Consider the following 12984-nt stretch of genomic DNA (forward strand, 5'->3'; position numbering starts at 1 on the left):
GCTCGTACCACCACCGCTCGTACTTCGCGTCACCGGACGAAATTGGGGTTGGCATGACTTTGAGATCACGGGCCCCCTGGGCCGTACTCCCCGCGGTTCTCACCCTCGTGGCAGGCGCGTCGGCCGCCGGCAGCGCCACCGGCCGGTCCTCGGACGACCCGGCACCGGGCTCGGACGCCTCGGCGGCCGCGGTCACCTACGACCTTCTGCTGCGAAGGGGTCATGTCGTCGACCCCAAGAACAACCGCGACAAGGTCATGGACATCGCCGTCAAGGACGGCAGGATAGCCGCCGTCGGATCGAAGATCGACCCGTCCCGCGCCGAGCAGACGATCGACATCAAGGGCAAGTACCTGGCCCCCGGCTTCATCGACATGCACACCCATCTGTTCCGGGGTGAGCAGGACGCCTACGCCGACGGTGTGCTCGGTCTGCCGCCGGACGGATTCACCTTCCGGGCCGGGGTGACCACCGCGCTCGACACCGGTTCGTCCGGCGCCGAGAACTTCGAACTGTTCAAGAAGAACATCGTCGACACGTCCAAGACCCGGGTGCTGGCGATGCTGAACATCGTCGGCAAGGGCATGGCCGGCGGTGACAAGGAGCAGGACCTCAACAACATGAGTGCCGAGGAGGCCGCCAAGGTCGCCAAGAAGTACCCCGAGATCATCAGGGGTATCAAGACGGCCCACTACAACGGTCCGTCCTGGGAGCCGGTCGAGCGTTCGGTGAAGGCCGGCGAGATGGCCGGTGTGCCGGCGATGATCGACTTCGGGTCGGACAGCCCGGAGCGGAGCATCGAGGAACTGCTCACCAAGAGGCTCCGCGCGGGCGACATCTACTCCCACGTCTACTCCGGGCTGCGCCACGAGCTCGGTGACGACGGCAAGCTCAACCCGGCGCTTCAGGCGGGCCGCGACCGCGGCGTCCTCTTCGACGTCGGCCACGGCGGAGGAAGCTTCGACTGGAACGTCGCCATGGCGGGCAAGAAGGAGGGCTTCTGGCCCGACAGCATCTCCACGGACCTGCACACGGACAGCATGAACGCGGGCATGAAGGACATGTCCAACGTCATGTCCAAGTTCCTCACGATGGGTCAGCCCCTGAAGGACGTCATCGAGGAGTCCACCTGGAAGCCCGCACAGGCGCTGGGCCGCAAGGACCTCGGCAACCTGTCCGTCGGCTCGCCGGCCGACATCGCGGTCTTCGACCTGGAGAAGGGCACGTTCGGGTACGCGGACAGCTTCGGCCTGCGGGTCGACGGCAAGGAGAAGCTGGTCACCGAGCTGACGGTGCGCGCGGGTGAGGTCGTGTGGGACCTCAACGGCCGGACGGCGAAGCCGTGGACGCCGGGCGCCGTGGGTGACAAGAGCAACGAGGAGCACGCGGCCCCGTAGCCGGACCGCCTGACGGAACGACAGAGCCGCTCCCGGCCGTGCGGGCCGGGAGCGGCTCTGTTCTGTCGCGGGCCTCCGGGCTCGGCGCGGAGGGGGACGCGACGCACCGTCAGTGCGTGTGGTCTTCGCCGTGATGATGGCCGTGGCCCCTGCGCCGCCAGCTGACGGCGTCATCGTCGCGCGGGGTGCGGTCGACGACCAGCACCTCGGAGACGAGCAGGAGACCGGCGACGGACGCCGCGTTGAGCAGGGCCGTACGGACGACCCGTACCGGATCCAGCACTCCCTCGTCCGCCAGCGGTCCGTACCGCCCGGTGAGCGCGTTCCAGCCCTCGCCCTCGGGGAGTGCGGCGACCGTGGCCGCCACGACCCGGCCCTCGGCGCCCGCGTTCGACGCGATCCGGCGCAGCGGCTCGGCCAGCGCGAGCCGTACGGCCCGGACGCCGGCGCGCTCGTCGCCGTCGAGGCCCAGGTCACTCTCCAGCGCCCGCGCGCGATGGAGGAGCCCCGAACCGCCGCCCGTCACCAGCCCTTCGGCGAGTGCGGCGCGGGTGGCGGCCACCGCACCGGTGATCCGGCGCGTCCGTTCGGCCAGTTGGGTCTCGGTGGGCGCGCCGACGCGGATGACGCAGACACCGCCGGTCAGCCGGGCCAGCCGCTCGTCCAGGGCCTCGCGGTCCCAGTCGGCGCGGGCGGCGTCCCGTTCGTGGCGCAGTCGCGCGACGCGTTGGCCGACGGCGTCCGCCGTACCGCCGCCGCCGATGACCGTCGTCGTGTCGCGGGTCACGACGGTCCGGGTGGCGCGGCCCAGTGTGCCGAGGCCGATGTGCTCCAGGGCGAGGCCCGCCTCGGGCGTGACGACCTGACCGCCGGTGAGCACGGCCAGGTCTTCGAGGCGGGCCCGCCGTCGCTCCCCGAGTGCTGGTGCGCGGACGGCGGCGGAGACGAGGGTGCCCCGCAGCTTGTTCATCACGAGGGCGGAAAGCGCTTCGCCGCCCACCTCCTCGGCGACGACGAGCAGGGGGCTCCCGGTCCTGGCGACCTGCTCCAGCACGGGCAGCAGCGGTGCGAGCGTCATGATCCTGCCGGGATGCAGCAGGACGTACGCGTCCTCCAGCACGGCCTCCATACGCTCCGGGTGGGTCACCATGAAGGGACTGAGGTAGCCCTTGTCGAAGCGCAGGCCCTCCGCGAACTCCAGCTCGGTCGTGGGCGCGTGGGTCTGTTCGACGGAGATCGACCCGTCCGGGCCGACCTTGGCGAACGCGGCGGCGACCAGCCGGCCGAGGACCGGGTCCTGGGCCGCGGCGGACGCCACGGCCACGGTGCGCCGCTCGTCGCCCATGGGAGTGGCGGCGGCCAGCAGACTGTCCGACACGGCGCGGGCCGCGGCGTCGATGCCGTGTCTCACGGCCACCGGCGAGGCGCCCGCGGCCACCGCGCGCAGACCGCCGTGGACGATCGCCTGGGCCAGCACCATGGCCGTGCTCGCGCCGTCGCCGGTGTCGCGCCGGGTCCTGGCGGCCACCTCCCGGACGAGCCGGGCGCCGAGATTCTCGTACGGGTCGCCCGGCTCGGCCGCGCCCGCGACAACGGCGCCGTCGTCCGTCGCCTCCGGCGGCCCGGAGGCGCGCGGGACGACGACGGTGCGCCCGCACGGTCCCAGGGTGAGGCCGACGGTGTCCCCGACGACGTCGACGCCGCGCCCGAGGGCGCGGCGTGCGGACGCTCCGAACAGCAGCTCAGTCATCGTGCGGGCCGAACCTGCCGCGTTCCATCAGCAGGGCCGCCTGCATCATCGCCCTGGCGTACCCGGTGTCGTACAGCTCTCCGCCATGGCCGCCGCCACCGACGTCCTTGTACTGGTTGCTCTCGGTCGAGCCGTTCTCGCGGTCGAAGTCGAGGGCCCTGGGATGTTCGGCCAGGACGCCCCGGTGGTAGCCGTGGCGGATCAGTTCACGCATGAAGCCGAACATGTCGACCTCGCCGGTGTCCGGGAAGACCTCGGCGTACTTCACGCGCGGCTCGTCGACGCGGACGTTGCGGTAGTGGATGTGGTTGATGCGGTCCTTGCGGCCCATCCAGTGCAGGAATTCGACGGAGTCGAAGCCCGTCTCGGCGGTGACACCGCTGTGCACGGTCATCCCGTTCGACGGGCTGTCGACGGTGTCGACCATCCGCTTCCAGTCGGCGACCGAGCCCATGATCTGCGGGTTGCCGCGGCTGATCCGCGCCGGCGGGTCGTTGGGGTGCACGGCCATCCGTACCCCGGCCTCCTCCGCGACCGGGACGACCTCGCGCAGGAAGTGCTCGTAGTTCTCCCAGAGTTCCTCGCGGGTGAAGGCGGGGACGCCCTCGGGGCGGGGCAGGTCCCTGACCTTGACACCGTCGACCTCACGGTCGGCGTCGAAGGCGGTGTAGCCCGCGCCCATCCGGTCGCCGGTGTCGAGCTCCTCGTAGTAGCCCTCCATCAGACGGTGGACGTACCAGTTGTATTCGACGACGGGGATGCCCGCCTCGCCGGCCGCGCGCAGCGAGGTCTTGATGTCCTCGATGGCCTGGTCGCGCCCGTCCTGGCCGCGGACCACGCTGTCGGGCGCGCTGATCAGGTAGGCGGTGACATGCAGGCCCTGGGCTTCGAGCCGTTCACGGTCCGCGGTGAGTTCCGCCGTCTGCCAGGGTGCCTCGGGGACGTCGGTGATCAGGGCGCCGTTGACACCGGCCTGGCGCCAGCGCCGTACGGTCTCCTCGCCGGGGTTGCGGGAGAACCACTGGCACAGTCTGGGGGTCTCGGCGCTCTCCGTGACCTCCTGCGGCCAGCGGAGCGAGGGCAGGGGCGCGGCGTGGCCGCGCCCCTCGCGGGTGTGGCCTCCGGGCCCCGCGGCGCCGGCGACGCCGGCTCCGGAGGCCAGGGCGGCCGCCGAGAGCGCGGCGGCCGACGACGAGTGTTTGAGGAAGGTACGTCGCGAACTTGAGTGTTCCTGTCCGTCCTGCACGTTCACGGCCTCTCTGTCGGAGGGTGCTGAGCGAATACGGTGTGCGCGAAGGTGTGGTGGACCGGGCCGGGCTTCGGTGCGAGGAGCGTCAGGCCCGGAGATGACCGGCGTGGCGGTGTACGGCCTCCCGGTCCGGGATGGGTCCCACCGCGCCGTGGCCGGTCGTGGTGAGCGCCGCCGCGACCACCGCGTAGCGTGCCGCCTCCAGCGGGGAGTCCCCGTCGAGCAGCCGCGCGGCGAAGGCGCCGTCGAAGGTGTCGCCGGCGCCGGTCGCGTCCGTGGGCACGACCCGGTGGGCCCGCACATGGGTGGTGCGGCCTTCCTCGCCGAGCAGCACGCCGTCGGCGCCCATCTTCAGGGCGACGATCGCCGGGCCGCGCGCGGCGAACTCGGCGAGCACGTCCGCCGGTTCGTGCGCGCCCGTGAGCAGCCGGCCCTCGTCCAGGTTGGGCAGGACGATGTCGGCCAGCTCGGCGCTGCGCATCACGATCGCGCGGGCGCGGGCCACCGGCCACAGGGCGGGCCGGTGGTTGGGGTCGTACGAGACGAGTGCGGAGTGCGCGCGGGCGGTCTCCATGGCGTGGAAGGCCGCGTCGCAGGCGGAGGGGCTGATCGCCTGGGTGATGCCGCTGATGTGCAGCAGCCGGGCGGCGGCGACCGCCTGCTCCGGAACGTCCGCGGGAGTCAGACGGCTCGCCGGTGACCCGGCGCGGCGGTAGGTGAAGGAGTGCTTCCCGTCGCCGTGCCGGGTGATGAAGTAGATGCCGGTCGCGCCGCCGGGCTCGGCGACGACGTGGGTGGTGTCGACGCCCTCCCGGCGCCACAGCTCGGCCAGCGCCTGGCCGAAGGCGTCGTCGCCGACGCGGGTGACGTAGCCGGTGCTCGCGCCCGAACGGCGGGCGGCGATCGCCATGTTGGAGGTGTCGCCGCCGAAGCCGACACGGAAGGCGGTGGAGCTCTCCAGCGCTCCCTCGGCGGCGGCGTTGAATTCGACCAGGGGCTCCCCCATGGAGAGCACGGAGGGGGCGGTGTCCCGCATCGCGTCAGATCCGGTTGTACTTGGCGAGGCCGTCGCGCAGCGACCCCGACGACAGGATCAGCGCGGTCTGTTCCTTCTCGCGGTTCTCGATGTCCTGGGCGGTGGCGAGGACTTCGCCGACCAGGTCCCTCGGTACGCGGACGACACCGTCGCGGTCGGCGACGATGAGGTCCCCGGGGCGTACGGTCACTCCGCCGAGTACGACGGGTTCGTTCAGCGAGACGGTGCGGTAGCGCCCGAGGGTGGTGGCGGGCACGGCGTGGCGGGCGTACACCGGGAAGTGGGGGAAGTCCCTGCGGATCTCGGTGACATCGCGCACCCCGCCGTCGAGGACGCAGCCCGCCAGCTTCCTGGCGACGGCGCCCGCCGTCATCAGCCCGCCCCACACGGCGACATCGGCGGCGCCCGCGTCGATGCAGACGACGCTGCCGGCCGGGGACTCGTCGATGGCGGCCAGCGCGTGCACCGGCGGTTCCAGTTCGGGGTCGGGCACCTCCCGGACCGTCACCGCCGGTCCCGCCAGCGTTCCCGCGCCCGGTACGACCTGGTGGACAGCTCCTTCGAGATAGCCGCGGACGCCGTGCTGTTCGACGGCGTCAGCGACCGACGCGGTGGCAAGGGACCTGTAGGCCTCAAGGGTCGCCTCGGAGTAGCTGGTCATATGGGTTCTCCAGTCTTCTTCCCGGGTTCCGGGACGCGGAATTCCGGGGGAACGGGTGCGGGGGGCAGTGCGTACGCCACCGGCGCGGGCGGGGCGGTCGGGCGGTCCGGCGGGTCAGGCCGGGCTCTTCGGCGCGGTGGGCGCGCCCTTGACCGTCTTCTCCGGCTCGGTGCCCAGCGGCACCACGTACTTCATGACGACGCCGTAGACGAGGGCGCCAAGGAGTGACATGCCGGCTGCGACGGCGAGCGGAACGAAGTACGAGCCGCCGAAGGCGTCGAGCAGGACGCCCACCACCACCGGGCTGAGCGCGCCTGCGGCGTTGGAGGCGAAACCTTGGATACCGGCGAGCGAGCCGACGTTGGCCGGGGTCGGCGCGACGTCCACGGGCAGCGCCCACAGGCTGGACGCGGCGAAGCAGAGCGACGCCTGGGAGACGGCCAGCAGCGCGAGCGCGAGGTAGGCGCTGTCGACGACTCCGGCGAGAACGATCACCGAAGAGAGGCTCATCCCGATGACGATGGGGAACTTACGGGCGTAGGTGACGCTGCGGCCCTGGTTGATCAGCCGGGTCTGGACCCAGCCGCCGGCCCACTGCGCGGGCATCGACACCAGTGCCGGGATCATGCCGAAGAATCCGAGCTTGAGCAGGTCGAAGTCCCGCTCGTCCACCAGGTACGACGGGAACCAGGTGATGAAGAAGTACAGCACGAAGGAGAGGCAGAAGAATCCCAGGACCATGCCCCACACGGTGCGGTAGCGGAACAGCTCCTTCCACGGCATGGCCTTGACCGTGGGGTCCCATTCGTTGGCGCCGCCCGCCCGTATGTAGGCGCGCTCCTCGGCACTGAGCTTCGGGTGCTCGTCGGGGTCCCGGTAGAACTTCAGCCAGAAGGCGGTGAAGCAGAGGCCGACGACTCCGGCGGCGACGAACGAGCCGCGCCAGCCGAGCCAGGCGATCACCACGGTGGTGACGGGCAGCGCGAAGGCGGTGCCCGCCCGGCCGCCGCTGTCGAAGATCGAGGCGGCCATGCCGCGTTCGCGCACCGGGAACCAGCGCGCCACGATCTGTGAACTGGACGGGTAGGCGGGCGACTCGACGGCTCCGAGCACCAGGCGTACGAGAAGAAGGACCAGGAATCCGGTGACCGCGCCGACCAGCATGGTCGCGATCGACCAGGCGGCGACGGCGAAGGCCATCATCCGGCGCGGGCCGTAGCGGTCGACCAGCCAGCCGGCGCCGGGGAGGAACGCCGCGTACGTCCAGAAGAACGCGCCGAGCAGCAGCCCGGTCGCGGTCTTGGATATGTCCAGGTCCTTGGTGATGTAGGGCAGTGCCACACCGAGATTGGCGCGGTCCATGTAGTTGATCGTGACGGCCCCGAAGGCCAGCCAGATCATGGTCCATCTGACGCGTCCCGCCGGTGTGGCCGGGACTGGTGGGGATACGGTCATGAATGCTCCTCGAACGTGCGTCGTCCGTGCACGTGAGCGGTGGCAGGAGTCATCGGTCGCCGGGCGGGAGGTGGGGGCTCCTCGTTGATCCGGTAGTGGCGTGAGCGTATGAGCCCGTTGTCCCCGGCGTGAAGGGCGAGTTGCACATACGGGTATTCGGAAAACGGATCGCGTCTCATTCGCTTCGGTCGACGGACCTTGTTGCCCGCTGTGGGCTCGCGTACAGCAAGGGGCATGCTGCGACCAGAAGTTCGTCTCGAATGGTTTGTCTCATTCCTCGGAGTCATCGACACGGGGAGTTTCAGTGCCGCTGCCGAGGCCGTTCACCGCTCCCAGCCGCGGGTGAGCATGCATGTGGCAGCGCTGGAGCGGGAGGCCGGTGTGCCGCTCTTCGACCGGAGCAAGCGGCCGGTGCGGCTGACGGAGGCGGGTGAGGTGCTCGCCGGTCACGCCCGCGCGATTCTGTACCGGCTGGGGACGGCGGAGGAGGCGATGGCCACCCGTCGCGATTCGGCCAGGGGCGTCGTGACGCTGGGGAGCTATCCGAGTGCCAGCGCCGCGTTCGTGCCCAGGCTGCTGGAGCATCTCGCGGTGAGCCGGCCGTCCATCAAGGTGGTGCTCGTCGAGCGGTCGACGCTGGAGCTGGACTCGGCGCTCTCGCACGGGGAAATAGACATCTACCTGCGGCCCATGGCTCCGCCGGTCGGTGACACGGTGCGGCTGCGGGCGCTGTGGCAGGAGTCCCTCGCGGTCGTCCTGCCGCTCGGGCACCCGCTGGACGAGCTCCCGGACCCCCTTCCGGTCTCGGCCGTCGCGGCGTATCCGCTGATCACCATCGGGCGGCTCGGCTCACCTGACGTGCCCGGTTTCGAGACGTACAAGGTGTTCCGCGAGCAGGGTTACGAACCGGAGGCCGTACAGGCGACGAACCAGCCGCAGACGCTCGTCTCGCTCGTCCGCAGCCGGCTCGGGGTGGGGGTCACCAACCATCTCGCGGTGTCGACGGCGGACACCAGGGACGTGACGATCCGGCGTCTCGACGCCCCGTGCGGGCGCCGGGTGGCGGTGCACTGGGATGCCAATCGGCCGCTGATTCCGGCGGCGCGTACGCTGTTGGGAGAAATTCTCGAAGCGCCCATTCCGCCCGGAACTCAGCGCCTGACGTAATCCGCGCGGGCCTCGCCGATCTTATTCGGATATCGAAGGCACGGCATTCGGAAAACGAATGACCGGAAGGGGGCCGGCCGGGATTTCACCGGCCCGCTCTCGCAGTCCGTTCACAGCCGGCTTCCTCGCCCCAGGGCCACTGCGGCATCGGCAGTTTCCCGATGACCTCGCGCACGGCCTCGACGGCGGGTGAGACGACCGGTCCGGCGCGCCACCAGGCGGCGACGGCGCGCTCACAGTGCGGGTCGGAGATGGGGACCAGTGCCACGCCCTCGGTGTTCGCCGTCGTCATGGCGAGGCTGTTGGTGATGCCGACGCCAAGTCCGTGCCGTACGAGGGAGATGAGGGTCTGGGGCTGGTTCGTCCGGGCCGCGATGACCGGGTTGAGTCCGGCGTTGGCGAAGGCCAGGTTGGTCTCGTACTGGCGGGCCTGCCCCTCCCCGCTCTCGCCGATGCTGATGACCGGGAGCATCGCGGTCTGCGCGAGTCGTACGGAGCCGGTGCGCGCGAGCGGATGGTCGGCGCGGAAGACGGCGACGAGAGGCTCGCGCCAGAGCACCCGGCTGGCGACCAGGTCGGAGTTGATGAGCGGATGGAGGGGGCGTATCGCGAGGTCGAGGTCGCCGCTGACGAGATCGGTGCCGAGCGCGACGCTGGGTCCCTCGCGCAGCACGAGCCGCACCTGGGGGTGGGTGATCCGCAGGGCGCGTACGGCCAGCGGGTAGAGGTACGAGGCGGCGCTCGGGTACGCACCGAGTCTGACCTGTCCGGAAATCGTTCCTCCGGTGAGATCGGCCAGGACGTTGAGCCGGCGCAGGATCTCCTCCGCGTGCGGAAGCAGCCCGCGGCCCTCGGGAGTGAGGACCGCGGGCTGCACGGAGCGGTCGAGCAGGCGGGTGCCGAGGAGCCGTTCCAGCTCCGCGACATGGCTGCTGACCCTGGGTTGTGAGCGGTAGAGGGCCTTCGCCGCGGCGGAGAATCCGCCGTGGTGGGCCACGGCCACAAAGCTGGCGATCCAGTCGATCCGGTAGTGGTAGACGCTCCCGATGTCCATTGAGTCCCCGTCTCCTGTCCCTAGGTCTTCACCTAGGCCAGGGAGCCTACCTCGCAGGTCACGGGGGGTATGGAGGGTTTCTTCAGCGAATGAACCGATTCACGTAGTCGGCGCCGAGGCCATTTTCCGTGTAGTGGGCACGACACATGTCGATCTTTGTGAAGGTGTCCTCGTAGCCGGTCTGGACCCCGTCGTCGTCCACGTAGGCCATCGCTCCGGTGATGTTGAAGAACGTGATCATCTCGTCGCAGTCCTCCGGCACGGCCAGGGTGTGGATCTCGCCCGGGGGCTCGTAGACGAAGTGTCCGGCCTCGGCGACCCAGTCGTGCTCGTGGTAGTGCCACTTGCCCTTGATGACGTAGCCGAAGACGACTCCGGGGTGGCGGTGGCGTGAAACGATCCCCGCCGCCGTGACCTTGAGCAGATTGCACCACTGGCCGGTGACGGTGTTGAACATCAGAGGCCGGAACCAGACGTTGGGGGCCTGTGGCACCCAGATCCGGTCGTCGTCGGGCAGGGCGGCGACTGCGATCTCCTCCGGGACCATGGTGGACACGGGGATGACGGGGCCTTGCGGGTCGGTCATGCTTCTCTCCTCCTGAGGGTGGAAAGTCCCGGGGGGACCTGGGAGTTCAGGCGGCGAGGTATCCGCCGTCCACGGGGAGTACGGCTCCGGTGACGAAACGCGCGTCCGCGCCGCACAGGAAGGTCACGGCGCCGGCCACGTCGGCCGGTTCGCCCCAACGCCCCAGCGGGGTGCGCTCGATGATGCGCCGGGCCACCTCGTCGTCGGCCCGCAGGTCCGCCGTCAGGGCCGTACGGATCCACCCCGGCGCCACGGCGTTGACACGGATACCGTCCCCGGCCCAGGCGACGGCGAGGGCCTTGGTGAGCTGCGTGATGCCGCCCTTGCTGGCCGTGTAGGCGGGCACCCGGGGGCCGCCGAAGAAGCTCAGCATGGACGCGACGTTGACGATGCAGCCGCCCGAGCGGCGCAGCAGGTCGTGCGAGGCGACGCAGGCGCGCATGGTGCCGGTGAGGTTGACGTCGACGACATGGGCGAAGACCTCGGGCTCGTACTCGCGGCCCCGGGAGATCACACCCGCCGCGTTGACGAGGACGTCGAGCCGCTCGACTCCTCCGAGCAGGTCTTCGAGTTCACGGTCTTGGGTCAGGTCCATCTCGACGCGGCGGACCGAGTCGGGCAGCCTCCCGGCCGCGCCGTCGGCGTCGAGCCCGGCGGCGATGACGTGCGCGCCGGCGGCGGCGAAGCGTTCGGCGACGGCCGCGCCGATGCCGCTGGTGCCGCCGGTGACGACGACCGTGCGCCGGTCCCCGGCCGGCGCGGGCCCGGCCGCCGCGCGCGACGCGTCGTGTTTCCCGTCGCGCTGTCCGTCATCATCGACGGGTTCCGCAAGGTGCTCCTCGCTCACTGCCATTCCCTCCGCACAGAAACACGACGCTACGGATCCGATTCCAACAGCCGTTGCGGTGCGGGGCCTTCGATCATGCGGGAGGAGGATGACCCCCATTCGATTACGGCGTGCCCCGTGCCGCTCCGGGGACGCGAACCGCCCCGGACACCGTGGCTGACCGGTGTCCGGGGCGGGTGACGGGTACGGGGTGTCAGCGGCCGGGTCAGCCCCGGTACTGCGCCAGTACGCGGGTGAAGTCCCACGCCGCCTGGCCCACGCCGGAGCAGGTGTCGGCGCCGCCACCGGTGCACGGCCGGTCGCGGTTGACGGACCAGAAGGTCAGCCGGGCGAGGTGACGCTGCTGCGCGTAGGCGAGGATCGTGCGGAAGTCGGCGACGGTGATGGTCTCGCCGACGTCCGTGACGCCGTTCATCGACGAGATACCGGTCTTGCGGTAGGCCTCGTCGTCGCCGTAGCCGTAGGCGTTCTTGACAGCGGTCTTCAGGCCCTCGGCCGCGCGGACGGACAGCGTGCCCATGTTCTGGCCGTTGCCGCCGAAGTTGAACGGCATGATCGTCCAGCTGTCGACCGTGAGGCCGGAGGAGGCCGCGCGGTTGATCAGGCTGGTGTCGGGACCGTTCTGGCCGGTGCCGAACGTGATGTAGATCTTGATGCCGGGGTTGTTGGCCCGGATCGTCTTGAGCGCGTCGACGGTGCGCTGCTGGACGGTGGGGCTGTCGTACGCGGCGGCCTCGATGTCGATGTCGATCGCCTTCAGGCCGTACGCGTTGATGACCTTCTGGTACGCGGCGGCCAGCTCACCCGCGCTGCCGCAGGAGCTCTCCAGCTTGTTGCCGCTCCAGCCGCCGAAGGACGGGATGACGTCGCCGCCGCCCGCGCGCACGGTGTTGATGGTCTGCTGGTCCACTCCCCCGGCCAGCGGCCGGCCGCCGTCCCACTGCGGGTTGCAGTACCCGTTGCTGAGGACGAAGGCGAGTGTGAACCACTTGACGCCGGTGGCGCTCTGGACGGTGGCGGGGTTGGGAGGGCTGCCCCAGCCGTTGTAGATGTACGGCGCGACGGCCATGGGCGCGCCGCCCGGGTCGGGGTTCCCGCCGCCGGAGGGCGCGGTCCACTTCTGGTTGGCGGCTCCGGTGCAGGTCCACAGCTGGAGCCTGGTGCCGTTGGCCGAGCTGTTGCCGGTGGCGTCCAGGCACTTGTTCGCCTGCGTGTTGACGATGTCGCGGGCCGCCGAGACGGTCCACTTCTGGTTGGCGGCTCCGGTGCACGACCAGAGCTGGAGGACGGAACCGTTCGCCGTGCCGCTGTCCTTGACGTCCAGGCACTTGCCCAGCGCGCGGATCGTGCCGTCGGAGGCGACGTCCCACTGCTGGGCGCCGCTGCCGTTGCAGTCGTAGAGCTGGACGGCGGCGCCGTCGGCGGCGCTCGCGCCCGCCACGTCCACGCACTTGCCGCCGAGGCCGGTGATGGTGCCGACCGCCGCGGGTGCCGCGGTGGCCGGTGTCACGGTCATGGTCGAGGCGACGGCCACCAGGGGCATGGCCAGCAGAGCCAGGGGTCTGAGGTGCTTCCAGGGCTTGAACGAGGCAGTCATGCGAGGTCACCGTCCACTTCGGAGGGGGGCCACCGGGTGCGCCCGGCGGGCCGGTTCGCCGTCGGGGGGGGGGGGGGGGGGGGCGGGGGGGGCCCCCCCCCCCCCCCGGGGGGGGGGCGCCCCGGGCGGGGGGGGGGGGCCGGGCGCCGTGGTGGGGGCCGCCGGGGGGGCGGGGGGGGGGGCGG

General features: G+C 70.9%; 11 protein-coding genes. 2 read left to right on the forward strand and 9 right to left on the reverse strand.

Features of this window, described 5'->3' with window-relative positions; all coding sequences use genetic code 11:
- Positions 1 to 53: 53 nt before the first annotated feature.
- Complete coding sequence (locus tag ACIBBB_RS06185; RefSeq protein WP_398979253.1) at positions 54 to 1397, forward strand: amidohydrolase/deacetylase family metallohydrolase; 1344 nt, start codon at positions 54 to 56, stop codon at positions 1395 to 1397.
- Between the two features lie 109 nt (positions 1398 to 1506).
- On the opposite strand, the gene groL is transcribed toward ACIBBB_RS06185, so the two are convergent.
- The 5 genes from groL to ACIBBB_RS06210 form a co-directional block, all read right to left on the reverse strand.
- Positions 1507 to 3147: a chaperonin GroEL gene (groL, locus tag ACIBBB_RS06190; protein ID WP_398979255.1), complete on the reverse strand. Its 1641-nt coding sequence runs from the start codon at positions 3145 to 3147 to the stop codon at positions 1507 to 1509.
- Positions 3140 to 4399 carry a mannonate dehydratase gene (locus ACIBBB_RS06195; RefSeq protein WP_398979257.1) on the reverse strand — a complete coding sequence of 420 codons (1260 nt, stop codon included), beginning with the start codon at positions 4397 to 4399 and terminating at the stop codon, positions 3140 to 3142. Before ACIBBB_RS06195 ends, groL begins: the two co-directional genes overlap by 8 nt.
- Positions 4400 to 4481: 82 nt before the next feature.
- Positions 4482 to 5432: a sugar kinase gene (locus ACIBBB_RS06200; protein ID WP_398979259.1), complete on the reverse strand. Its 951-nt coding sequence runs from the start codon at positions 5430 to 5432 to the stop codon at positions 4482 to 4484.
- A 4-nt stretch (positions 5433 to 5436) separates the two neighbouring features.
- Complete coding sequence (locus ACIBBB_RS06205) at positions 5437 to 6093, reverse strand: RraA family protein (protein ID WP_398979261.1); 657 nt, start codon at positions 6091 to 6093, stop codon at positions 5437 to 5439.
- A 114-nt stretch (positions 6094 to 6207) separates the two neighbouring features.
- On the reverse strand, positions 6208 to 7548 hold the full coding sequence (locus tag ACIBBB_RS06210; RefSeq protein WP_398979263.1) for an MFS transporter: 1341 nt from the start codon (positions 7546 to 7548) through the stop codon (positions 6208 to 6210).
- A gap of 234 nt (positions 7549 to 7782) precedes the next feature.
- Between ACIBBB_RS06210 and ACIBBB_RS06215 the strand changes: the two genes are divergently transcribed.
- Complete coding sequence (locus ACIBBB_RS06215) at positions 7783 to 8715, forward strand: LysR family transcriptional regulator (RefSeq protein ID WP_398979265.1); 933 nt, start codon at positions 7783 to 7785, stop codon at positions 8713 to 8715.
- 85 nt (positions 8716 to 8800) lie between these two features.
- Here the strand turns inward: ACIBBB_RS06215 and ACIBBB_RS06220 are convergent, their stop codons facing one another.
- The 4 genes from ACIBBB_RS06220 to ACIBBB_RS06235 form a co-directional block, all read right to left on the reverse strand.
- Positions 8801 to 9769 (reverse strand): LysR family transcriptional regulator, encoded by a 969-nt coding sequence (locus ACIBBB_RS06220; RefSeq protein ID WP_398979267.1) that lies wholly within the window; start codon positions 9767 to 9769, stop codon positions 8801 to 8803.
- An 82-nt stretch (positions 9770 to 9851) separates the two neighbouring features.
- A complete protein-coding gene (locus ACIBBB_RS06225) occupies positions 9852 to 10355 on the reverse strand; it encodes a 2,4'-dihydroxyacetophenone dioxygenase family protein (protein WP_398979269.1) in 504 nt (167 codons plus the stop codon).
- Between the two features lie 46 nt (positions 10356 to 10401).
- On the reverse strand, positions 10402 to 11202 hold the full coding sequence (locus tag ACIBBB_RS06230; protein ID WP_398979270.1) for an SDR family NAD(P)-dependent oxidoreductase: 801 nt from the start codon (positions 11200 to 11202) through the stop codon (positions 10402 to 10404).
- Positions 11203 to 11407: 205 nt separating this feature from the next.
- Positions 11408 to 12745: a ricin-type beta-trefoil lectin domain protein gene (locus ACIBBB_RS06235; RefSeq protein WP_398980043.1), complete on the reverse strand. Its 1338-nt coding sequence runs from the start codon at positions 12743 to 12745 to the stop codon at positions 11408 to 11410.
- Between the last annotated feature and the right edge of the window lie 239 nt (positions 12746 to 12984).

Source organism: Streptomyces sp. NPDC051217, assembly GCF_044455465.1.
GTDB lineage: Bacteria > Actinomycetota > Actinomycetes > Streptomycetales > Streptomycetaceae > Streptomyces.

What these genes read in the sequence shown, in the direction of transcription:
- ACIBBB_RS06205 (WP_398979261.1), bottom strand. Translation starts at nt 6,093, where the DNA reads ATGACCAGCTACTCCGAGGCGACCCTTGAGGCCTACAGGTCCCTTGCC.
- groL (WP_398979255.1), bottom strand. Translation starts at nt 3,147, where the DNA reads ATGACTGAGCTGCTGTTCGGAGCGTCCGCACGCCGCGCCCTCGGGCGC.
- ACIBBB_RS06210 (WP_398979263.1), bottom strand. Translation starts at nt 7,548, where the DNA reads ATGACCGTATCCCCACCAGTCCCGGCCACACCGGCGGGACGCGTCAGA.
- ACIBBB_RS06200 (WP_398979259.1), bottom strand. Translation starts at nt 5,432, where the DNA reads ATGCGGGACACCGCCCCCTCCGTGCTCTCCATGGGGGAGCCCCTGGTC.
- ACIBBB_RS06220 (WP_398979267.1), bottom strand. Translation starts at nt 9,769, where the DNA reads ATGGACATCGGGAGCGTCTACCACTACCGGATCGACTGGATCGCCAGC.
- ACIBBB_RS06235 (WP_398980043.1), bottom strand. Translation starts at nt 12,745, where the DNA reads ATGCCCCTGGTGGCCGTCGCCTCGACCATGACCGTGACACCGGCCACC.
- ACIBBB_RS06185 (WP_398979253.1), top strand. Translation starts at nt 54, where the DNA reads ATGACTTTGAGATCACGGGCCCCCTGGGCCGTACTCCCCGCGGTTCTC.
- ACIBBB_RS06215 (WP_398979265.1), top strand. Translation starts at nt 7,783, where the DNA reads ATGCTGCGACCAGAAGTTCGTCTCGAATGGTTTGTCTCATTCCTCGGA.
- ACIBBB_RS06225 (WP_398979269.1), bottom strand. Translation starts at nt 10,355, where the DNA reads ATGACCGACCCGCAAGGCCCCGTCATCCCCGTGTCCACCATGGTCCCG.